Consider the following 21,686-nt stretch of genomic DNA (forward strand, 5'->3'; position numbering starts at 1 on the left):
CGAACTATTAGCCAGCGTAATGTCCACCCTGAAACCATGCGTCGATGCCCTCTACGAGGGCGTCGACCGGGTCGCCGAGAACATCGACGGCTTGCCGAAATGCGAGGTGCTGCTCATCCGCCTGCTTTTGCTGACGGGCGAAGCCCTGCAGCGCAACGTGGAGACCAGGCTCAGGCCGTTCGACCTCAACGACAGCGATTTCCGCACGCTGATGATGCTGTATTCATCCCGGAACGGCAGTTCGACGCCCAGCGAGCTCTGCGCGCTGGCCGAGCAGAAGCCGACCAACATGACCCGCATCACCAATCTGCTCGCCAAACGCGGCCTGATCACCCGCTCGCACGCCACGCAGGACCGCCGTCAGGTCGTGCTGACGATCACGACGGAAGGCAGGCAGTTCGTGCGCACGCTGCTCCCGCCGATGTTCCCCGACGTGGTGTCGAAGTTCGCCTGCTTCAGCGCTACGGAACGAAAGACCTTCGAAGGGCTGCTGAAAAAACTGGCCCTGCATCTGGATACCGCGGAAACCCCATGAAATCCTTACCGTTCCGCCCCACGCTGCTGGCGGGCATGCTGGCCGTGTCGCTCGCGGCCTGCCACGTGCCCGCGAAGATCGACCGCCCTGCCCTGCGCGACGACGTGCCGCTGGCCGGCCTCGTGACCGACCAGCGCCCGGGCTGGCCCGCCGCCGAATGGTGGCGTGCGTACGGCGACCCACAGCTCGACGTGCTGATGGACATGGCCCTGCGCGGCGCGCCCGATCTCGCCCAGGCGAAGACACGCGTCGACAGCGCGCAGCAGAACATTCGCGTGGCCGCGGCGCAGGCGGGCCTGCGCGTGGACGGCAGCGCGCAGGTCGCACGCCAGCGCATGAGCGAGCACGGCCTGATTCCGGCGCAGTTCCTCGGATTCACCTGGTACAACCAGGCCGACATCGGCGTGCAGGTCAGCTACGACTTCGACTGGTGGGGCAAGAAGCGCTTTACCCTCGAGTCCGCGATCGACAGCGCGCGGGCGGCGGAAGCGGAGCGCTCGGCGTCGTCCCTCGCGATCCAGGCGGTCGTCGCGGACACCTACTTCGGCTGGCTCGCGGACATGTCGCGCGTGGCCATCGCGGACCGGCTCATCGCCGTCCGCGAACGCGCGCTGCGTATCGCCGACCTTCGTGTGAAACAGGGCGTGGACGTACCCGATACCGTGCAGCAGGCACGTGCCGAGCTGTCCGGTGCCCGCCAGCAGCGTGTGGCGTTGCAGGGATCGGCGGACATCCGCCGTGCCTCGCTGGCCACGCTGGTCGGCGTCTCGCCTGGGCAGCTGCCCGCGCTAACGCCGCGTGCGCTTCCCGCCGTCGCCCCCGGCCTGCCGGCGAACGTCGGCACCGACCTGATGGCACGCCGGCCGGACATCGCGGCCAGCCGCTGGCAGGTCGAAGCCGCGCTACGGCAGACCGACGCCGCACGCGCCCAGTTTTTCCCAGATGTGAGCCTGTCGGGCATGGCGGGCTTGTCCAGCATCGACATGGACAAGCTCTTCTCCGCGAGCAGCCGCGTGTTCTCGCTGACGCCCGCACTGCACCTGCCGATCTTCGAAGGCGGGACGCTCGAGGCGAACCACGGCGTCAGCCAGGCGCAGCTCGGCGCCGCCGTCGCTCAGTACAACGCCACCGTGGCCTCGGCCGCACGCGACGTCGCCACACAGGCGCTCGGTGCACAGCAGATCGCCGCCCGACGCACCGAGCAAGCCGCGCAGATCGATGCCGCCAATACCCTGCTCGCCAGCGCGAAGGCGCGGGCGGCACGCGGCGTGCGTGACGACCGCGAGTCGCTTGCCACCGAAGCCTCGCTGGCGCAGCAGCTGGATATGGACGCCGACCTTCAGGGCCAGGCCTTGTCCACCGATGTCGCCCTGATCAAATCCCTCGGGGGCGGCTATCGCGCCGAACCCGTCGACACCTCTTCCACGCCCAGCACGAACGGAACCCAGAGCCCATGAGCGCCAACCCGACCGATACCCAGCGCGCCCCGGTGGAAAGCGGCAACGCGCCCAGGGACAAGCGCGAGCGAGGCCGTGCGCTGCTGATCGCCCTGATCGTCTTCCTCCTGGCCGCGGCGACGTGGTTCCTGCTGTGGCTGTTCGTGTTCTCGACCCGCGAGACCACCGATGACGCCTATGTGGGCGGTAACCAGGTGGGTATCTCGGCGCAGGTGCCCGGCATCGTCACCGGCGTGTTCGCCGACGACACGCAGCGGGTCAACGCGGGTCAGGTGCTCGTCCGCCTGGACGCTACCGACGCCGATGTGGCCTTGCGCAAAGCCAGCAGCGCCCTGGCGCAGGCGGTTCGTCAGGTCCGCCAGCAGACGCAGTCGGCCGCCAGCGCGGACGCCGCGCTCGGCGCACGCCGCAACGATCTGAAGCGTGCGCAGGACGACCTGAAGCGTCGCCTGCCCCTGCTCGCCGAAAAAGCCGTCGCACCGGAAGAAGTGCAGCACGCCCGCGACGCGGTGGACACCGCGCAGTCCGCACTGGAATCCGCACAGCGTCAGGCCGATGCGTCGCGCGCGCTGATCGACGGCAGCGATGTCGAATCCAATCCGGCGGTCGAACAGGCACGCGCCAACTTCCGTCAGGCCTGGGTCGCGTCGCAACGCAACGCGATCGTCGCGCCCATCGACGGCTACGTCGCGCAGCGCAGCGTCCAGGTGGGCAACAGCGTGCAGCCCGGCCAGCAGCTGATGACGGTGATTCCTCTGCACGACCTGTGGGTCGAGGCGAATTTCAAGGAGAGCCAGCTGCGCCACGTGCGCATCGGCCAGCCGGCGAAGATCGAAGCCGACATCTACGGTGGCGGTGTGGAATACCACGGGCACGTGATCGGTCTCGGCGCCGGTACCGGCAGCGCGTTCTCGCTGCTGCCCGCGCAGAACGCCACCGGCAACTGGATCAAGGTGGTGCAGCGCATCCCGGTTCGCATCGCGCTGGATGCGAAGGACCTCGACAAGCACCCGCTGCGTATCGGCCTGTCCACCGCCGTGACGCTCGATATCTCCAACGACGATGGCGACGTTCTGGCCAGGGCTCCGTCGACGACGCCGGTCGCGCAGACCACCGTTTACGACGAGGTAGCCGCGAAGGCCGATGCCGCCGCTGACGAGATCGTGCGCAAGAACCTCGGAGCCAGTGCGCCTTGAGCGACGCCGTCGCCATTCCGGACGCCGCGCCCGCACCGGCGGGCCCGAAACCCCTGCAGGGCATGCAGCTGGTCCTGTTGACCATCGCCGTCGCGTTCTCCACGTTCATGGAGATTCTCGACATGACGATCGTCAACGTGGCCGTGCCGCATATCGCGGGCAGCCTGGGCGTGAGTTCGAACGAGGGCACGTGGGCGATCAGTTCGTACGCGCTGGCCAGCGCGGTGATGCAGCCGCTGACCGGATGGATCGCCAAGCGCTTCGGCGAAGTGAAGACCTTCTGCTTCTCCGTCGCGCTGTTCGTCGCGTTCTCGATGCTGTGCGGCCTGGCCACCAGCATGCCGATGCTGGTGCTGTTCCGCCTGCTGCAGGGTGCGGGCTCCGGCCCGATGGTGGCATTGTCGCTGTCGCTGCTGCTGGCGAGCTATCCAAAGGACAAACAAGGCATCGCGCTGGCGATGTGGGCGATGACCGTGGTCGTCGCGCCGATCTTCGGCCCGATCCTCGGCGGCTACCTCACGGACAATTTCTCTTGGCCGTGGATTTTCTACATCAACGTACCGGTGGGCGCCGCGGCGGGCGTGATCACCTGGGCGATCCTGCGCACCCGTGAAACGAAGATCGTGCGCGCACCGATCGATTCGGTAGGCCTGTTCCTGCTGGTGCTCGGTGTGGGCTGCCTGCAGTTCATGCTGGACAACGGCAACGACCACGACTGGTTCGCTTCGCCGCTGATCCTGACGCTCGGCCTCATCGCGGTGGTCGCGCTGACGTTCCTGGTCATCTGGGAGCTCACCGCGAAGTATCCGGTGGTGGATCTGTCGCTGTTCACGCGGCGCAATTTCGCCGTGGGCGTCAGCGCGTTGTCGCTGGGCATGCTGGGTTTCTTCGGCATCACCGTGGTGTTCCCGCTGTGGCTGCAGACGACGCTGGGCTATACCGCGACATGGGCCGGCCTGGCGACCGCGCCCGTCGGCATCCTCGCGTTCCTCATGTCGCCCATCATCGGCAAGAACATCCAGCGGCTGGAACTGCGCGCGGTGGTGACCTTCGCCTTCCTCGTGTTCGCGTTCACCGCGTTCTGGTTTTCGACCTTCAATAGCGGCGCGTCGTTCGCCACCTTGGTGCTGCCTCGCTTCGTCATGGGCATCGGCATCGCGTGCTTCTTCATTCCGCTGAACCAGATCTTCCTGTCCGGCCTGCGACCCGATCAGATCGCCGGTGCATCGGGACTGGCCAACTTCTGCCGCACGCTCGCGTCGAGCGTGTCGACCGCGCTCACGGTGACGATCTGGCAGCATCGCGGCGAAGCGCACCACGCGTCGCTGACCGAATACGTCAATCCGGCGTCACCGGCGGCGATGGGCTATGTCGACCGCCTGCAGATGATGAACCTGCACGGGCAGGCACAGCGAACCGTACTGGATCAGGTGGTCAACCGGGAGGCGCTGACCCTGGCCGTCAACGACGTCTTCTGGCTGTGCGGAATCCTTTTCCTGGCACTGATACCGATTCTCTGGCTGGCGAAGCCGCCGTTCGGAAATGCCGGAGGAGCGGCGGCGCACTGACGCCGCACCTCCGAATATTAAATCGGCGTTATTTAAATCGTTCCAATCCCATATGTGAAACCGCAAACGTTTACAAGACGGTGCGACAACTGGTGCGACGCAATACCACGTGGTAGCTTTCGCCGCATGGCACAATCCCTACGCATCATTAAGAAGTATCCGAACCGTCGTCTGTATGACACGGAGATCTCGAGCTACATCACGCTGGAAGAAGTCCGCCAGCTGGTCCTCGACGGGGAAACTTTCGAAGTCCGCGACGCCAAGTCCGGTGACGACCTGACCCGATCCGTCCTGCTGCAGATCATCTCCGAACACGAAGAGCACGGTCAGCCGATGCTCTCCCCGCAGCTGCTGTCGCACATCATCCGGTTCTACGGCGACTCCCTGCAGGGCTTCATGGGCCCGTATCTGGAGCGCAGCCTGCAGGTCTTCCTCGACCAGCAGCAGCAGTTCCGTACCCAGCTCAACAGCCTGATGGGCCAGACCCCGTGGTCCATGCTCAACGAAATGACCGAGCGCAACCTCGACGTCTGGAAGTCGATGCAGCGCGGTTTCCTCGATGCCGCCACGGCCAAGCCGCCCGAGCCCGCCTCGCGCCAGAGCCAGACGTCGCGGCCGGGTAAGAAGGCAAGCTGACGCATCCCGCCGCCGGGGACTTGCTCCCGGCGGCGCTGCGGCGCACGATGCGCTGCCCCGCAATATTGCGCAGCAAAAACAGGCCGCCATGCCCCGTAACGACATCGCCGTGGTCGGCGCCGGACTGGTCGGCGCCATGGTCGCCACCCTGCTGACCCAGCGCGGTTTCCGCGTCTCCGTCTTCGAGAAGCGCTCCGATCCCCGCAAGGCGGGCTTTCAGGGCGGCCGTTCGATCAATCTCGCCCTGGCCGAACGCGGCCTGCATGCGTTGCGCGCCACCGGTCTCGCCGGGCAGGTGCTCGAACAGGCGGTCATGATGCGCGGCCGCATGGTGCACGATCCGGCCGGCCACAGCGGCCTGCAGCGCTATGGGGTGGACGATTCCGAAGTGATCTGGTCGGTGTCGCGAGGTGGCCTGAATAACCTGATGCTCGATGCCGCCGAAGCCGCCGGCGCGACCATCCATTTCGATCAGGGCCTGGCCGGGGCCGATCTGGACGCGGGCAGACTCATGCTGCGCAGCATGGACGGAACCGAGCGCAGCATCGACGCGCCCGTCATCATCGGTGCCGATGGCGCCGGGTCGGCATTGCGCGCCGAGATGCACCGACATTCGCCGCTCGGCGAACGGATCGAGGAGCTGGGTCACGGCTACAAGGAACTCGAGATTCCTCCTGGCAAGGATCCCTCCGCGCCTTTCGCCATCGAACGCAACGCGCTGCATATCTGGCCGCGCGGCCATTACATGTGCATCGCCCTCCCGAACCGCGAGGGCAGCTTCACGGTAACGCTGTTCCTGCCCAACGATGGCGAGCACCCCAGCTTCCGTACGATCGCAGGCGCGGCCGCCGCCGAGGGCTTTTTCCGCACGGAATTTCCCGATGCGCTGGCGCTGATGCCCGAGTTCACGAACGACTGGGCGGCCCATCCGGTCGGCACGCTGGCGACGCTTTACCTGGATCGCTGGCATATCGGTGGCCGTGCCCTGCTGATCGGCGACGCCGCGCACGCGATCGTGCCGTTTCACGGTCAGGGTATGAACTGCGGATTCGAAGACGCGGCCGAGCTGGCGGACCTGTTCGCGGCGAATCCGTCCGATCCGGCGGCCGTGTTCGCCGCCTTCGAAGCGACGCGCAAGCCCAATGCCGACGCGATCGCACGAATGGCCCTGGAGAATTACGTGGAGATGCGCGACAAGGTCGCGGATCCCGTGTTCCTGCGCAAGCGCGAACTGGGTGCGCTGCTGACGGAGCGTTGCCCGACGCACTACCTGCCGCGCTACCGGATGGTGACGTTTACGCATCTGCCTTACCGCTACGCGCTGGAGCGCGGGCAGGCGCAGGACGTGCTGGTGGAGCAGCTCCTGCTGGGGCATGAAAGCGTGGCGTCGGTGGATATCGAGGCGGCTGTGCGGGCACTACAGGCGACCTTGCCTCCGTTGCCGGCCGAGGCGTTCGATCGGGGCTGAGGAAGCCGCGACACAGTCACGCATGGACAAGCTGCCGCATGGCCCGGACAATCGTCGGAATGACCGTCGCCGCCGCCAACGCCGTCCTGCTTGAAGCGCGCTCCCTGTGCTTCCTGCGCCAGGATGAGCCGGTCTTCGGTCCGGTGGATTTCGCACTGCGCGAGGGCGAAATCGCACTGATCGAAGGCGACAACGGCAGTGGTAAAACCACGCTGATGCGGGTGCTTACCGGCATGCTTCGCCCCGGTTCGGGGGAGGTCCTGCTCGACGGCGCCCCGTTTTCGCTCGATACCGTCGCCGGGGCCGTGGTCTTTCTCGGCCACCACCCCGGCCTCAAACTCGACCTCTCGCCTCGCGAGAATCTGCGTGTCGCCGCCGGACTGTACGGCCTGCGCGGCGGCGCCGATATCGATGTGTCCCTCGGCGAGGTAGGCCTCGCCGGATACGAAGATGAGTCCGTGCGTCGCCTCTCCGCCGGCCAGAAGAAGCGTGTGGCGCTCGCCCGCTTGCTGATCCTGCCGGCACGCGTATGGCTGCTCGACGAGCCCTACGCCAATCTCGACCGTGAAGGCATCGCGCTGGTCAATCGCCTGCTGGAGCGCCATGCGGCGCGAGGTGGTGCGGCCCTGGTGACGAGCCACGGGGCGGTCTCTTTCGCGGGCGACTCGCCGCGCCGCATCCGGCTGCACGCATGACGCCAGGAAGCACACCCGCCGCCTGCGCCGCCCTGCTGCGGCGCGACCTGACCCTGGCCTGGCGCCGGCGCGGCGATATCGCCATGCCCGTGCTCTACGCGGTGATCGTCGCGACGCTGTTCCCGTTTGCCCTCGGACCCGAGCCTGCCCTGCTCGCCCGCATCGCCGGTGGCGTCGTGCTGGTCACGGTCGTGCTCGCGATCCTGCTTTCGCTCGACAACCTTTTTCGTGGCGATATCGAAGACGGCTCGATGGAGCTGCTGATGCTCGCGCCGCAGCCGCTGGCCTTGCTGGTGGGCGTCAAGATCCTCGCCCACTGGATCGTCTCGTCGCTACCGCTGATCGTCGTCGCGCCGTTGCTTGCCAGCATGCTGAAGCTGCCCGCACCGGCCATGCCCGTGCTCGTGGCGACCCTTGCGTTGTCCACGCCGTTGCTGTGCCTGCTGGGCGCGATTCTGGTCGCGCTGACGGCCGGGTCGCGACGCTCTGGTATGCTGCTTGCGCTCATGCTTCTGCCGCTTTGCGTGCCGGTCGTCATCTTCGCTGCGGGGGCTGTGTCGGCCGCGCAGGAAGGCCTCCCCTGGGTCGCCCCGGTGGCGTGGCTCGGCGCCGGACTGGTCCTGGCGCTGGTGCTGGCACCTCTGGCGTGTGCCGCGGCGCTGCGCATCGCGATGGACTCATGAAGCGCACAACCGTACGGACCGGAATCCGGACTCACCCCTTCTCGCACCAAACGGCAACGAGGACCGATGGCTAACTGGGTTCCCCTCTGGCTGCACCGCCTCAGCTCACCGCCGGTGTTCTACCGTTTCGCGGGCGCCGTCCGACCGTGGGCGCTGGGCATCGCGCTGCTGCTCGGCGGTGTGGCGCTCTATGGCGGCCTGTTCGTCGCGCCGGCCGATTACCAGCAGGGCGACGCGTACCGGATCATCTTCATCCACGTACCCAGCGCCTGGATGAGCCTTTTCATCTACGGCGTGATGGCCGTCGCCGCGTTCATCGGCCTGGTCTGGCGGATCAAGCTCGCCGAAACCGTGGCGATGGAGTCCGCCCCCGTCGGCGCCGCGTTCACCCTGATCACGCTGGTCACCGGCTCGCTTTGGGGCAAGCCGATGTGGGGCACCTGGTGGACCTGGGACGCGCGCCTCACGTCCGAGCTGGTGCTGCTTTTCATCTACCTTGGCATCGTCGGTCTGTATCACTCCTTCGAGGACCGGCGTCAGGGCGCGCGTGCCGCGTCGTTTCTGGTGCTGGTCGGCGCGGTCAACGTGCCGATCGTGCATTTCTCGGTGAACTGGTGGAACACGCTGCACCAGGGTTCGACGGTGCGTCTGCTCGGGCCCTCGCATATCGATGCCAGCATGCTGTGGCCCCTGCTGACGATGATGGCGGCCACCAAGCTGTATTACGTCGCCAGCCTGTTCGCACGCGTGCGCGCCGACTTCATCGTTGCGGAAAGCGGCAAGGGCTGGGTGCGCGATCTCGCCCTGAACACGCCGGGGAACGACGCCGCATGACCGCCGCCCTCGCCATGGGCCAGTACGGCTTCTACGTCTGGACCTCGCTCGCCGTTTTCTTCCTCGTCCTTCTGATCGACACCCTCGCGCCACTGGCGAGGCGTCGACGCAACCTGCGCGATCTCCGTGCGCGCCTCGCGCGCCAGGAGAACCGCCGCCGTCCCGGAACCGCTCCCCGTAATGAATCCCACCCGTAAGCGTCGCCTCGCCATCGTGATCTCGGTGATCGCCGCCGCCATCGTGGCGGTCGGTCTGACCGTGTTCGCATTGCAGCGAAACATGAATTATCTCTTTACCCCGAGCCAGGTGCAGCAAGGCCAGGCCACGCAGTACGGCAGCTTCCGGCTGGGCGGCATGGTCAAGGCGGGTTCGATCCAGCGCGCGAAGGACAGCCTGAAGGTCAGCTTCATCGTCGTCGACGATCAGGGCGCCATGCCGGTGGAATACACCGGGATCCTGCCGGACCTGTTCCGCGACAACCAGTCGGTCATCGCGACGGGTCGCATGGACGATGCCCGTTTCATCGCCAGCGAAGTGCTCGCCAAGCACGACGAGAACTACATGCCGAAGGAACTCAAGGACGCCATGGCCAAGGCGCATGAGAACCGCAAGATCGACGACAAGGGCATGGGCGATCAGGCCATGACTGACAAGGCCACGGCACCGGGTACGCCGAAATGATTCCGGAGCTTGGCCAGTTCGCGCTCGTCCTCGCGCTGTTGCTGGCGCTGGTCCAGGGCATCCTGCCCATCGTCGGCGCGTGGCGTGGCAACGCCGCGCTGATGGCCGTGGCGCGACCCGCCGCCGCCGGCCAGGCCGTGTTCGTGTTCCTGGCGATGGGCGTGCTGATCCACGCGTTTCTCGTCTACGACTTCTCGGTGGCCTATGTCGCCGACAACTCGAACCTCGCACTGCCCTGGTACTACCGCATCACCGCGGTGTGGGGCGCGCACGAAGGCTCGATGCTGCTGTGGGTCTTCATCCTCAACGTCTGGTCGCTCGCGCTGGCGGTGCTGAGCCGTCACCTGCCGACGCCTTTCGTCTCCCGCGTACTCGGCGTGCTCGGCCTCATCGGCGTCGGCTTCCTGGCCTTCATCCTGTTTACCTCGAATCCGTTTCTGCGCGAGCTGCCGATGCCTTCCGACGGCGGCGACCTCAACCCGGTGCTGCAGGATCCCGGCATGACCTTCCACCCGCCCGTGCTCTACATGGGCTACGTGGGTTTCTCGGTGGCGTTCGCGTTTTCCATCGCGGCGCTGCTGGGTGGCGAGCTCGAGCAGGCCTGGGTGCGCTGGGCTCGCCCATGGACCAACGTCTCGTGGGCTTTCCTCACCATGGGCATCGTCGCCGGCAGCTGGTGGGCATACGCCGAGCTGGGCTGGGGCGGCTGGTGGTTCTGGGACCCGGTCGAGAACGCGTCCTTCATGCCCTGGCTGGTCGGCGTCGCGCTGATCCACGCCCAGGCGGTGACCGAGAAGCGGGGCTCACTCCCCGCATGGACGGTGCTGCTGTCGTTGTTCGCGTTTTCGCTGTCGCTGCTCGGCACCTTCCTCGTGCGCTCGGGTGTGCTGACCTCGGTACATGCGTTCGCTTCGGATCCGCGTCGCGGCCTGTACATCCTCGGCTTCCTGATCGTGGTGATCGGCGGCTCGCTGCTGCTGTATGCGATCCGCGCGCCCAGGGTGGCGACGGGCAAGCCGTTCGCGGCGCTGTCGCGCGAGACCGGCATCATGATCGCCAACCTGCTGTTCACCACGGCGGCGGCCATGGTGCTGCTGGGCACACTGTTCCCGCTGATCGGCGACGCGCTCAATCTCGGCCGCATCTCGGTCGGGCCACCCTACTTCAGTTTTCTGTTCATCGCGCTGATGGCGCCCGCGGTCCTCCTGCTTCCGTTCGGCCCCTACCTGCGCTGGGGCAGCGCCGAGGGCCGTCAGCTGACGACGCTCGCCCTGCGTGCCGGTCTCGCCGCCGTGATCTGCGCCATCGTCGCCGCCTTCGTCGCTCAGGGTCACCTGCGTGCGATCGCCGGCATCGCGGGCGCCGTCTGGGTGGCCGCGGGCACCCTGTCGTACATCCTCAAGCGCTGGCGCGAGATGCCGCGCGGGCGTCGCTATCCGGCCGAGATGGCCGGCATGCTGGTCGCTCACACCGGTGTCGCCATCTTCATCATCGGCGTGATGCTGTCGGAGTCGCTGAGCGTCGAGCGCGACGTACGTATGGCGCCCGGCGACACGCAGGCCATCGGTGGCTATGTGTTCCGCTTCGATGGTGTGCACGAAACCCAGGGACCGAACTGGCGCGCCGATGAAGGCACGGTCACCATCCAGCGCGATGGCACGACGATGGCGACCGTGAAGCCGCAGAAACGCACGTATTCGCGCGGCCAGGTACAGACCGAATCCGCCATCGACGCGGGCTTGTTCCGCGATATCTACGTCGCGCTCGGCGAGCCGATGCAGGCGACGGATGTCGAGGGCGCCTGGGCGTTGCGGCTGTACTACAAGCCGTTCGTCCGCTGGATCTGGCTCGGCGGCCTGTTCATGATGCTTGGCGGATTCCTCGCCGCGGGCGAGCGCCGCTTCCGCTCGAAGAAAGCCGCCGCGACCGCCCCCGTGCCCGCGAAGGAATCGCTCGCATGAGTCGCCTGATGCCCTTGTTCGTGTTCCTCGCGCTGTGCGGCCTGTTCGGCTTCGGCATCTGGTGGAACACGCAGCACGATCAGCACGAGATCGTCTCGCCGCTGATCGACAAACCAGCGCCGGACTTCCTGCTGCCCGAACTGGGTCGGCCCATGAGCATGGTCGGCAAGGCCTCGCTGCTGGGCAAGCCGTATTTCCTCAATGTGTTCGGCAGCTGGTGCATCGAATGCGTGCATGAGCATACGGTGTTGTCGGGCGAGGTGAAGTCGCTGGGCCTGCGCCTGGTTGGCCTGAACTACAAGGACGAACCGTCCGACGCGATGAACTGGCTCCGCGAACACGGCAACCCGTTCGACCTCGTCATCACCGACCGTGACGGGCGCGCAGGTATCGATTTCGGCGTGTATGGCGCGCCGGAAACCTTCCTCATCGATGGCAAGGGTGTGATTCGCTACAAGCATGTCGGGCCGATTACGCCTGAAGTGGTCCACAGGGAATTCCGCCCTGCGCTGGCCGCGCTGGCCAAGGAAGGTGGCGAGTGAGCAGGTACGGTCGCGCGCGGGGCGCGCTCCTACAGCGTGCCGGTAACGGTCAGGGTCCTGCCGCAGAAGGTAGGAGCGCGCCCCGCGCGCGACAGCTCCTCGCGATTGCCTTCATGCTTCTCCTGCCGCTGCTCTCGATCGCCCAGGCCATCCAGCCGCTGCCCTTCCGCGACCACGCCGAAGAACTTCGCTTCCAGCATCTCAGCGCCGAACTGCGCTGCCCGATGTGCCAGAACGAAACCCTGGCGGATTCCAACGCGCCGATCGCCCACGACCTGCGCCGTCAGATTTTCGAAATGATGCAGGCAGGCCGGAGCGACGCCGAGATCAAGGCGTATCTGGTCGACCGCTACTCGGATTTCGTGCTGTACAAGCCACCGGTGGAACCGAAGACCTGGCTGCTCTGGTTCGGTCCGCTGATCGTGCTTGCCCTGGGTGGCCTCGTCGTGGCCATCCAGGTACGCCGCCGTGCGCGCCAGAACCCCGTCGGCAACGTGCCGGCGAACGACACCGAGGACGACTGGTGACCCTTCCGTTCTATCTTGCCGCCGGGGCGATGCTCGCCGTCGCTCTCGCCCTCATCCTCGTGCCGCTCATTCGTCAGGGCCGGGTACACGGGCGCTCGAAGGGCGTGTTCGTGCTCGTCGTCGCAGTGGCCGTGCTGGTGCCTCTGGGCAGCGCCGGCATCTACCTGCTGGTCGGCACGCCGGCCACGCTCGGCGGCGTCGAGCCACCGAAGGAAATGGACGTCGGCCAGGCCATCGCCGCGCTGCAGGCGCGACTGAAAGAGCATCCGGACGATACGCAGGGCTGGCTGCTGCTCGGCCAGACCTACGCCATGCTGAAGCAGCCGGCGGATGCCCGCGAAGCCTACGACGGTGCGCTCAAAGCCGACCCTAAGAACGGCCCGGCAATGGTCGGCTGGGCCGAGGCGGACTCGCTCGTGCGTGGCGATCACCTGATCGTCGGACGCGCGTTCGACCTGCTGCAGGCCGCCGTCGCCGACAATCCGCAGAACCAGAAGGCACTGTGGTTGCTGGGCATCGCGCAATTTCAGCAGGAGCACTTCGCGGATGCGTCGGCCACCTGGAAAAAACTGCAGCCGCTGCTGGATCCGGATTCGAACGTGGCGCATGCGGTGGCACAACAGATCGCCGAAGCCGACAAGCGCGTCGGTGGCAAACCTAAGGAATGACCCATGGGTGACGCCCGTCGCTACCACCAGCTGTCCTCACCGTTCCGCATGAAGAGGGGCGGTGAACTGCATGGCGCGCGCGTCGCCTTCGAGACGTGGGGTACCCTCGATGCGTCGCGCGGCAATGCCGTCCTCATTCTGACGGGCTTGTCGCCCAGTGCGCACGCGGCATCCAACGACGAGGATCCCTCGCCCGGCTGGTGGCAGGACATGATCGGGCCCGGCAAGGCCTTCGATACCGATCGCTGGTTCGTCGTCTGCGTCAACTCGCTGGGCAGCGATAAAGGCTCGACCTGCCCCGCGTCGGTCGATCCCGCCACCGGCGCACCCTACCGCCTGACGTTTCCCGAGCTGTCGCTGGAAGACGTGGCGAATGCGGCGCACGAAGCCATCACCGGCCTCGGTATCTCACAGCTCGCCTGTCTCGTCGGCTGCTCGATGGGCGGCATGAGCGCACTCGCGTACATGCTGCTGCACCCGGCCTCGGTGCGCACGCACATCAGCGTCGACACCGCACCGCAGGCGCAACCGTTCGCCATCGCCATCCGCTCGCTCCAGCGCGAGGCCATCCGCCTCGATCCGCACTGGAAGGGCGGACAATACGAAGGCGACGAATGGCCCGAACACGGCATGAGCATCGCGCGTAAGCTGGGTGTGATTACCTATCGCTCCGCGATGGAGTGGAACGGCCGCTTCGCGCGCATCCGTCTCGACGCGGAGCAGCGTGAAGAAAACGAACCGTTCGGCTTCGAGTTCCAGGTCGAGTCGTATCTCGAAGGTCATGCGCGCAGGTTCAACCGCCAGTTCGACCCGAACAGCTACCTTTACCTCTCGCGCGCCAGCGACTGGTTCGACATCGCCGAGCACGGCGAGGGTGACGTCATGCGCGGGCTTGGGCGAATCAAGGTCGAACGTGCCATGGTGATCGGCGTGAGCACGGACATCCTGTTTCCCCTGGAGCAGCAGGAAACCATCGCCAAAGGGCTGGAAGCCGCGGGCGCGGCGGTCGAGTTCGTCGCGCTGGACTCGCCCCAGGGCCACGATGCCTTCCTCGTCGACATCGCCAACTACAGCAAGGCCATCGGCGGCTTCCTCGGCTCGCTCTGACGCCACGCGCCCACGTCAGCCGGGTGCGGCGGCAGGTCGCTGACGCCCCCGATCCCCCTGCCCTGCTATGATCGGAAGCGACCCGGCGTCCCCACGCCACCATCGCCTCCAGAGGTACCACGCATGATCACGGTCGATTTCCAGGGCAGCCGCAAGCTCATCGATGCGATCGACGCTTCCGTCGCGCAGCCGAGCACACCGGCGATCACCGACAACCTGCGCAACGCGCTGTGCCGGCTGATCCGTTCGCAGGAAGTCATCCTGCCCGCCTGCGTCTTCGAGACCGCCGGCGACCACTACGCCCGCCGCGAGCTCTATCGCAGCGAAGAACACGGTTACAGCGTCGTAGCCATGACCTGGGGTCCCGGTCAGGGCACCCTGATCCACGACCACAGCGGCATGTGGTGCGTCGAAGGCGTATGGAACGGCGCGCTCGAAATCGTCCAGTACGAGCTGCTGGGCCACGAGGCGGAGCGCTACCACTTCCGCCCGGTCGGCTCGATCCAGGCCGGCCCCGGCTCCGCCGGCAGCCTGATCCCGCCGCACGAATACCACACCATCCGCAATCCCAGCGAGGACGCGGTTGCGGTCAGCCTGCACATCTATTCGGGCCGCATGACGCAGTGCGCCGTTTTCAACCCAGAAGGCGACGACTGGTACCAGCGCGCCGAACGCAAACTGGGTCTCGACCAGATCCATTGATTCCCGCATAATCCCGGGCCCGTGCCGAAATGGCGGAACCGGTAGACGCGGCGGACTCAAAATCCGTTTGTAGTGATACAGTGAGGGTTCGAGTCCCTCTTTCGGCACCACGCTTCGCAAAAACCCGCCCTCGTGGCGGGTTTTTTTATGCATGCCCGCGCGCTCGTCTTCACCCATGTGACGGACCTACCTTGCGGAGGAGGCCCATTGTCGAACACGCGCAAGAGCCATCGAAGGATGTCCATCGTGTGGCCGAAATTGTCGTCATGCCGCTGCCAGCCTTCTGCAAACCTGCGACCGGGGTAGCCCTGGGGGACGCGCGCACTGCACGGAGAACGACGCCTGCCCAGCCAGCGGGGGGAGCGTACGTAAGTATTCGCTCACAGGGCCTTAACCGAGGGAAGCTTCAGAATCGCCAACGGGGTATCAACGGGGGGAATGACGTGCACACAGACGAAAGAACGCGACACGAACCGACACTCGATCCGGAAGCGCGTTTCGCGCTCCAGCAACTGTGTTCCACGGCGTTCCTTGCCGTGAGCAGCCTCAATGAAACCGCGTGCGTCCGACTCCTGCGCCGTGGGCTCGCCTCGCAGGACGAATTCGGTTACTGGAGCGCCACGGCACCGGGTAAGCGTATGTTCGACCTGCTGACACGTGACGCTCGCGTCGCCGCGGACGTAGCGCGCCGGGCCTGACGGTGGTGAAAGTCCGGGTACGATCCGGTAAAGTCCCCGCCCATGGCACCTCTCCCTATTCCCGGTGGCCTGCTCGTTGCCATCGAAGGCATCGATGGTGCAGGCAAGACGACACTCGCCCATACGTTGCGCGACACGCTTGCTCCGGCCGGCACCCCCGTGGCCCTGAGCAAGGAGCCGACGACCGGCCAGTGGGGCATGCGGATGCGCGCGTCCGCGTCCACCGGGCGACTGACGGCGGATGAAGAACTTCGCCTCCTGATTCTCGACCGGAAAGAGCACGTGGCCGAACTGATCGGCCCCGCGCTGGCCCGTGGCGAGATCGTCATCCTCGACCGCTATTTCCCGTCCAATGTGGCCTATCAGGGCGCGGCCGGGCTCGACACCGGCGCCTTGCTGGAAGCCAACGCCTTCGCTCCTCGCCCCGACCTGCTGCTGCTGCTGGACCTGGAACCCCGGGTAGGTCTGGAGCGCATCCGTAAGCGCGGCGACAAACCGAATCATTTCGAGACGTCGGACAACCTCGACCGTTGCCGCTCGATCTTCCGCGACCTGGACCTTCCGCATACGGTCGTCATCGACGCGACGCAGGCTCCCGACACCGTGGCGGAACAGGCGTTGAGCCATGTCTACGAGGCGATCGCCGCCAAACGGGAGCAACGGGCCTGACATCGTCGGTTTCATGGATGCCAGCTGAACCGATTTCGTCACTTTTGCTCAAGTAACCGATTTGCCCGCCGATGTGATGGAGATCACATTTTCCGGGCCATCGCATGCTTCGTCACTGGATCGACAGAAACCGCGCGTCGCGGGGTAAGCTCGCCGCGCTGGACAAGGTTCAGGCGATCGTCGAGTTCACCGCCGACGGCCATGTGCGTCACGCCAACACCCTGTTCCTGCAGACGATGGGCTATCGCCTGGACGAGATCCGCGGCGTCCACCACCGGCTGTTCGTCACACCGGCCGATGCCGACAGCCCGGCCTACGAAGCGTTCTGGCGCGGCCTTCGTGAGGGCCATGGCGACACTGGACTGTATCGCCGCCGACGCAAGGACGGAGGCGACGTGTGGCTGCAGTCGTCCTACAACCCCCTGACCGACCGCCACGGGAATGTCATCGGGGTCATCAAATACGCGACCGACGTCACCGCTCAGCGTCTCACCGCCGCGGACATGGACGGGCGTCTCCAGGCGATCGATCGCGCGCAGGCGACGATCGAATTCGATCTGGACGGCACCATCCTCGAGGCCAACGACAACTTCCTTGGCGCCATGGGCTATACGCGTGACGAAGTGATCGGTCGTCATCACCGGATGTTCGTCGATCCGACCGAAGCCTCCTCGCCCGGATATCAGACCTTCTGGGCACGACTGCGCGAAGGCCGTCACGACGCCGCGCTCTATCGTCGGCTCGGTCGCGACGGGCGCGTGGTGTGGATCCAGGCCACCTACAACCCCATCTTCGACTTCAACGGCGTACCGATGAAAATCATCAAGTACGCCACCGACATCACGGCGCAGACGCTCGCCGCGCAGACGCTGCAGCGCGAAGTCGTGTCGCTGTCGGGCGCGGTCGTCGACAACGCGGACAAGGCCGGCAAGGCCGAGGCCCTCGCGGGCGGCGCGCGGCATGCGGCCGAGCGCGGCGGAGCGGTGATGCGCGATGTCGTCCGCACCATGGGCGGCATCCAGGAAGGCACGCGCTCCATCGAAGAAATCCTCGAGCTGATCGACTCGCTGTCGTTCCAGACCAACCTGCTCTCGCTCAATGCGGCCATCGAGGCGGCGCGCGCGGGCGAGAGCGGCAAGGCGTTCGCCGTGGTGGCCGAGGAGGTGCGCCGGCTCGCGGTACGCAGCGCCGAGGCGTCCAAGCAGATTCATCAGCTGATCGGCGACGCCCGCGGCCGCGTGGACGAAGGAGCGAGCCTGGTCGGTACCGCGGGACACACGATGGAAGAAATCCTTGCCGCCATCGGCAACGTCACCCAGGTCACCGGGGCCATCAGTGAAAGCGCCGAGCGCCAGTCCTCCGGAATCCAGCGGGTCAACGCCGCCGTCTCGCAGCTCGAGGCGGTCTACGGAAACCGCTGACGGTCAGCCATTCGCGTTCGACGCGGGGTAGTCGTTAGTCGTCTCGAACTCGGCGTACGGTTCGCTGCTCTCGCGCAGGCCGGACAGCGGCACACGTTCCGCGACCCCCATGAGGCGGGCGCGGAGCATGCTCACTTCGCGGATTTTCTCGGAGGCCGCGTAGGAATACTCGTTGGTCATGTCGAACACGGCGACCACGTCGCCGTCGCCGCTGCGCATGATCCAGGGGCGTCTGGCGGTAATGAGGCCGGCGCGCTGCATCACCTCGTAGACCTCGTGAAGGATCGATACGACCAGGTCGGTGCGGCCCGGAAACGGTCGGTAGCCGACGATGATGGAAGTGGCCAAGTGATGCCTCGCTTGCGAAGGTCGCCTCGGAGCATTGTTTCCTTTACGACGGCCGCGTCAAGCGATCCGCTAAGCGGATCCGGCAGTGTGCATCAGAGCTCGCGCACGATGCGGAAGCCGACGCGCGCGCTGCGCAGATCCGCCGAGGCGCCCTGCCGGTATGCCGAGCGAACCATCTCCGGCGCGCTGCCCCAGGAGCCGCCGCGGATCACCCGGCGTCCGCACCCGGGATTGACCCAGGCATCGGCCGAACGTGGCGCACGGATGTAGTTGTCGTGCCAGCAGTCGCCGACCCACTCGGAAACGTTTCCGCCCATGTCGTACAGGCCGAACGCGTTCGGCGTGAAGCTCATCACCGGCGCCGGCCCCCAGAAGCCATCCTTGTAGCCGTTGAAGGCGTTGCTCCAGCGGCGGCCCGAACCGGAACGATCGTTCCCGCCCGTGAGGTTTTCGACGCGTGACGTCGGCGTGTCGTCGCCCCACCAGTAGCGGGAGGTGCTGCCGGCACGCAGGCTGTATTCGAACTCCGCCTCGCTGGCCAGGCGGTATTTCTTGCCGGTGCGCTGAGACAGCCAGTCCGCGTAGGCCTTCGCATCGTTCCAGGAGACGTTGATCACGGGCAGACGCTCCTGCCCGGGTTTGCCTGCGTAATCGTCCTGCCAGGTGGCCGCATCGTCATCGCGCAGGCCCCCGCTCTGTTCGTCGTATACGCTGCCGCCCTGCAGCGACTGCGACTGCGGCACGTAACCGGTGGCGCGTACGAAGTCGCGGAACTGACCGATGGTGACCGCGCTGCGCGCCATGGCGAAGCCCTTGTCGATCTGCACCTCGTGCACCGGCGCTTCGTTGGCGTCGTGTCCACGCTCGCCATCGGGCGAACCCATGAGGAACTTGCCGGTCGGCACGACTACCATGGCGGGCGCCTGGCCCGTCGAGTCGACGAAGCGGTCGGCGAAGACCTGGCCCGGCTTGTAGCTCGCATAGAGCCGGGCGTTGGTCAGCCGTTCGTTGAAATCATCCAGACCGGCGAGATCGGCACTGATCTGCTGAGCCTTGTCCGCCAGTTGCCGCGCCAGTTCGAGATTGCCCGAGTCCAGCGCGGAACGCGCCTGCGCGAGCATCGCCGTGGCGCTCTGCCGACGCATGCCTTCGATGCGGCCACGGGTGTCCTGCAGGCCTTGCGATTCCGGCTGGATCGCCGCCGCCTCCGCCAGCGCGGTGTCCGCCGCCGCAAAGTCGTTCTGCGCCACCGCGGCCAGCGCCTTGTCCAGCACGGTGCGTTGCACCTGCGTAATGCCCTGTTCCGCCACGGCGTTGTCCGCATCCAGCTGCAGCACTTCGCGGTAGGTGTCGAGGGCGCTGTCGCCGTGCGGGAGGTCGGCCTTGCCCTCCTGCAACTGCGCGGCGGCCTTGCCCAGCAGCGGCCGCACCTTGTCCAGCACGGCGAGTTTCTGTTGCAGCGGGGCGACGTCGGCGGTGCTGTCCGGCAGACCCTTCAGCGCCGTCAATGACTCACGCGCCGCGTCGGCATCGCCCAGTGCGATGTCCTGCTCGATCTCGGCCGCAAGGCGTGCGCGCACCTCGTCCATGCCCGCGAGCGCGCGCTGACTGTCCGCTTTTTCCTTGAGCACGGCGGCGAATAGCGAGGCCGCGCTGTCCTTGCCTCCGACCAGACGATCGGCGGCCAACGCCTTGTCACCCCGGTCGAGCGCGGCGGTGATCTCGGGCGTGTCCGGGCTCTTCTGCGCCGGCAACGGTACCTCGGGCGATTTGTCGCGGCGGCGGGCGGCGATGACCGCCGCGGGCGCCAGCATGATCGGCGGCCCGGCGTCGATCTCGGACACGACGGCCGGCGTCGCGGCCTGCGGACGCTGGTCGAAACCCATCGTCGTCGGCTGGCCGCGCATGGGCGAACGCGGGGTGTTCTGCGTCGGCGAGACGTGAAGAAGCTGCGGAAAGAAGTGATAGAACAAGGCGAAACCGAGCACGGCCACACCCAACGCGCCGCCGATGGCGCGCTGTCGCTGGACGGTTTCGGTGTTGGGCATGGTGGGCGGTTCCGTGCGAGCCTGCTATCGTGCGTTGCAACCATAGGGAATCGCGCTCGACAGGGCAACACGATGCGTCGACGTGACCCCTGACCGAACAAGGACGCATGCATGACAACGAGCGACATCGCTCACACCGCTCCCTGGATCGACAACCGCGAGGTTCTCGACACATGGCTCGCCCCGATCGCCCCCGCCGCCGTCGTCGGACTCGATACCGAGTTCATGCGGCGCAACACGTTCTATCCTCAGCTCGCCCTGCTCCAGCTTGCGCATGAAGGCCGCTACGCGCTCATCGATCCGCTTGCCGTGCCGCTGGAGGACGCACTCGCACCGACGTTCGCCGACCAGCCCGTCGTCACGGTCATGCACAGCGCGGGCGAAGACCTGGAAGCCATGGCGCCGTGCCTGCCCGATGGCCCGCACACCCTGTTCGACACGCAGATCGCCGCCGCTTTCGTCGGTATGGGACTGGGCATCAGCTATCGCGCGCTCGTCGCCGAGCTGGTCGGCGCCGAGCTGGACAAGGGCGAGACACGCAGCGACTGGCTGCAGCGGCCTCTGACCGACTCACAGAAGTTGTACGCCACGCTAGACGTGGTGCACCTGCATCCGGTCCACGCGATCCTCAGCGAACGACTGGCCGCGCGCGGCCGCGACGGATGGCACGCGGAAGACTGCGCACGCATGAAGCGCCGCGCCAGCCAGCGCGAGGGCGATCCGCAGCCCCAGCGGGGGTTCAAGGCGGCCAGCGAGTGGGTGCCGGAGAACCAGGCGCTGCTGCGCCGCGTGCTGCGCTGGCGTGAAGCCGCCGCACGTGCCCTCGACAAGCCCCGCTCCTGGCTGCTCGAAGACAACCATGCACTCGACCTGGTGTCGAAAATCCCCCAGATGCCCGCCGAACTCGACGAGCGTGTCCGTGGGACGCGCGCCCTGCGTTCGGCGCAGCGCCAGGAATTGTTCGACCTGTTGCGTGTTCCGGTCGACGCCACGGAAATCGAGACGACGGTGAGAATTACCGGCCATCCGATGGGCGACGCCAAGCGCGCCATCAACGAGATGCGCAGCGCCATCGATACGCTGGCCACCCAACTCGACCTTCCGCCCGGCCTGCTCTGCGCACGCCGCTCGATGGAAGAGTTCGTGATGAGCGGCGGCCTGTGGCCCGAGGCGCTGGAAGGCTGGCGTCGTGAGGTGCTTTACGACCGGTTGTCGGCGTTGTTGCCCGACCGGACCTGACGC

23 protein-coding genes and 1 tRNA gene are annotated in these 21,686 nt (G+C 66.5%); 22 read left to right on the top strand and 2 right to left on the bottom strand.

Annotated elements, in window-relative coordinates:
- The first annotated feature begins 19 nt into the window (after positions 1–19).
- From BLT40_RS06320 to BLT40_RS06420, 21 genes are all read left to right on the top strand, one after another.
- Positions 20–535, top strand: coding sequence for a MarR family winged helix-turn-helix transcriptional regulator (locus tag BLT40_RS06320; protein WP_090352304.1), 516 nt, complete (start codon positions 20–22; stop codon positions 533–535).
- Positions 532–1,992: an efflux transporter outer membrane subunit gene (locus BLT40_RS06325; RefSeq protein WP_090352307.1), complete on the top strand. Its 1,461-nt coding sequence runs from the start codon at positions 532–534 to the stop codon at positions 1,990–1,992. The genes BLT40_RS06320 and BLT40_RS06325 overlap by 4 nt, the downstream gene beginning before the upstream one ends.
- Positions 1,989–3,188: an HlyD/EmrA/EmrK family protein gene (locus BLT40_RS06330; protein ID WP_090352309.1), complete on the top strand. Its 1,200-nt coding sequence runs from the start codon at positions 1,989–1,991 to the stop codon at positions 3,186–3,188. The genes BLT40_RS06325 and BLT40_RS06330 overlap by 4 nt, the downstream gene beginning before the upstream one ends.
- 62 nt (positions 3,189–3,250) lie before the next feature.
- Positions 3,251–4,756 (top strand): DHA2 family efflux MFS transporter permease subunit, encoded by a 1,506-nt coding sequence (locus BLT40_RS06335; RefSeq protein ID WP_090352539.1) that lies wholly within the window; start codon positions 3,251–3,253, stop codon positions 4,754–4,756.
- Between the two features lie 126 nt (positions 4,757–4,882).
- Positions 4,883–5,392, top strand: coding sequence for a polyhydroxyalkanoate synthesis repressor PhaR (phaR, locus tag BLT40_RS06340; protein WP_036113645.1), 510 nt, complete (start codon positions 4,883–4,885; stop codon positions 5,390–5,392).
- A gap of 88 nt (positions 5,393–5,480) precedes the next feature.
- The gene (locus BLT40_RS06345) at positions 5,481–6,860 is read left to right on the top strand and encodes an FAD-dependent oxidoreductase (RefSeq protein ID WP_090352314.1); all 1,380 of its coding nucleotides are present in this window, start codon (positions 5,481–5,483) and stop codon (positions 6,858–6,860) included.
- Positions 6,861–6,919: 59 nt separating this feature from the next.
- Complete coding sequence (gene ccmA / locus BLT40_RS06350; protein WP_090352316.1) at positions 6,920–7,555, top strand: heme ABC exporter ATP-binding protein CcmA; 636 nt, start codon at positions 6,920–6,922, stop codon at positions 7,553–7,555.
- Positions 7,552–8,238: a heme exporter protein CcmB gene (gene ccmB / locus BLT40_RS06355; protein ID WP_090352318.1), complete on the top strand. Its 687-nt coding sequence runs from the start codon at positions 7,552–7,554 to the stop codon at positions 8,236–8,238. Before ccmA ends, ccmB begins: the two co-directional genes overlap by 4 nt.
- 66 nt (positions 8,239–8,304) lie before the next feature.
- Positions 8,305–9,072, top strand: a complete 768-nt coding sequence (locus tag BLT40_RS06360; protein WP_079521385.1) for a heme ABC transporter permease — start codon at positions 8,305–8,307, stop codon at positions 9,070–9,072.
- A complete protein-coding gene (gene ccmD / locus BLT40_RS06365; RefSeq protein ID WP_036113652.1) occupies positions 9,069–9,269 on the top strand; it encodes a heme exporter protein CcmD in 201 nt (66 codons plus the stop codon). Before BLT40_RS06360 ends, ccmD begins: the two co-directional genes overlap by 4 nt.
- Complete coding sequence (ccmE, locus tag BLT40_RS06370; protein WP_051943718.1) at positions 9,253–9,753, top strand: cytochrome c maturation protein CcmE; 501 nt, start codon at positions 9,253–9,255, stop codon at positions 9,751–9,753. The genes ccmD and ccmE overlap by 17 nt, the downstream gene beginning before the upstream one ends.
- Positions 9,750–11,714, top strand: a complete 1,965-nt coding sequence (locus BLT40_RS06375; protein ID WP_090352321.1) for a heme lyase CcmF/NrfE family subunit — start codon at positions 9,750–9,752, stop codon at positions 11,712–11,714. Before ccmE ends, BLT40_RS06375 begins: the two co-directional genes overlap by 4 nt.
- Positions 11,711–12,256, top strand: coding sequence for a DsbE family thiol:disulfide interchange protein (locus tag BLT40_RS06380; protein ID WP_079521388.1), 546 nt, complete (start codon positions 11,711–11,713; stop codon positions 12,254–12,256). Before BLT40_RS06375 ends, BLT40_RS06380 begins: the two co-directional genes overlap by 4 nt.
- A 113-nt stretch (positions 12,257–12,369) precedes the next feature.
- Positions 12,370–12,783, top strand: a complete 414-nt coding sequence (locus tag BLT40_RS06385) for a cytochrome c-type biogenesis protein (RefSeq protein WP_176167791.1) — start codon at positions 12,370–12,372, stop codon at positions 12,781–12,783.
- Entirely contained in the window at positions 12,780–13,451 is a 672-nt protein-coding gene (locus BLT40_RS06390) for a tetratricopeptide repeat protein (protein ID WP_079521389.1), read from the top strand. The genes BLT40_RS06385 and BLT40_RS06390 overlap by 4 nt, the downstream gene beginning before the upstream one ends.
- Before the next feature lie 3 nt (positions 13,452–13,454).
- Positions 13,455–14,558, top strand: coding sequence for a homoserine O-acetyltransferase MetX (locus BLT40_RS06395; protein ID WP_079521390.1), 1,104 nt, complete (start codon positions 13,455–13,457; stop codon positions 14,556–14,558).
- 123 nt (positions 14,559–14,681) lie between these two features.
- Positions 14,682–15,260, top strand: coding sequence for a cysteine dioxygenase family protein (locus tag BLT40_RS06400; protein ID WP_079521391.1), 579 nt, complete (start codon positions 14,682–14,684; stop codon positions 15,258–15,260).
- A 23-nt stretch (positions 15,261–15,283) separates the two neighbouring features.
- Positions 15,284–15,370 (top strand) — tRNA-Leu (locus tag BLT40_RS06405).
- Between the two features lie 333 nt (positions 15,371–15,703).
- Positions 15,704–15,958, top strand: a complete 255-nt coding sequence (locus BLT40_RS06410; protein WP_079521392.1) for a hypothetical protein — start codon at positions 15,704–15,706, stop codon at positions 15,956–15,958.
- A 42-nt stretch (positions 15,959–16,000) separates the two neighbouring features.
- Entirely contained in the window at positions 16,001–16,627 is a 627-nt protein-coding gene (gene tmk, locus BLT40_RS06415; protein WP_090352323.1) for a dTMP kinase, read from the top strand.
- A 104-nt stretch (positions 16,628–16,731) separates the two neighbouring features.
- Positions 16,732–18,048 carry a methyl-accepting chemotaxis protein gene (locus BLT40_RS06420; RefSeq protein ID WP_090352325.1) on the top strand — a complete coding sequence of 439 codons (1,317 nt, stop codon included), beginning with the start codon at positions 16,732–16,734 and terminating at the stop codon, positions 18,046–18,048.
- A 3-nt stretch (positions 18,049–18,051) separates the two neighbouring features.
- Here the strand turns inward: BLT40_RS06420 and BLT40_RS06425 are convergent, their stop codons facing one another.
- Positions 18,052–18,396 (bottom strand): hypothetical protein, encoded by a 345-nt coding sequence (locus BLT40_RS06425; protein ID WP_079521395.1) that lies wholly within the window; start codon positions 18,394–18,396, stop codon positions 18,052–18,054.
- A 92-nt stretch (positions 18,397–18,488) separates the two neighbouring features.
- A complete protein-coding gene (locus tag BLT40_RS06430) occupies positions 18,489–20,444 on the bottom strand; it encodes a formylglycine-generating enzyme family protein (protein ID WP_079521396.1) in 1,956 nt (651 codons plus the stop codon).
- Positions 20,445–20,555: 111 nt separating this feature from the next.
- Between BLT40_RS06430 and BLT40_RS06435 the strand changes: the two genes are divergently transcribed.
- The gene (locus BLT40_RS06435; RefSeq protein WP_090352328.1) at positions 20,556–21,683 is read left to right on the top strand and encodes a ribonuclease D; all 1,128 of its coding nucleotides are present in this window, start codon (positions 20,556–20,558) and stop codon (positions 21,681–21,683) included.
- Positions 21,684–21,686: the final 3 nt, after the last annotated feature.

This window comes from Dyella sp. 333MFSha, from assembly GCF_900102405.1.
GTDB classification, from domain to species: Bacteria; Pseudomonadota; Gammaproteobacteria; order Xanthomonadales; family Rhodanobacteraceae; genus Luteibacter; species Luteibacter mycovicinus.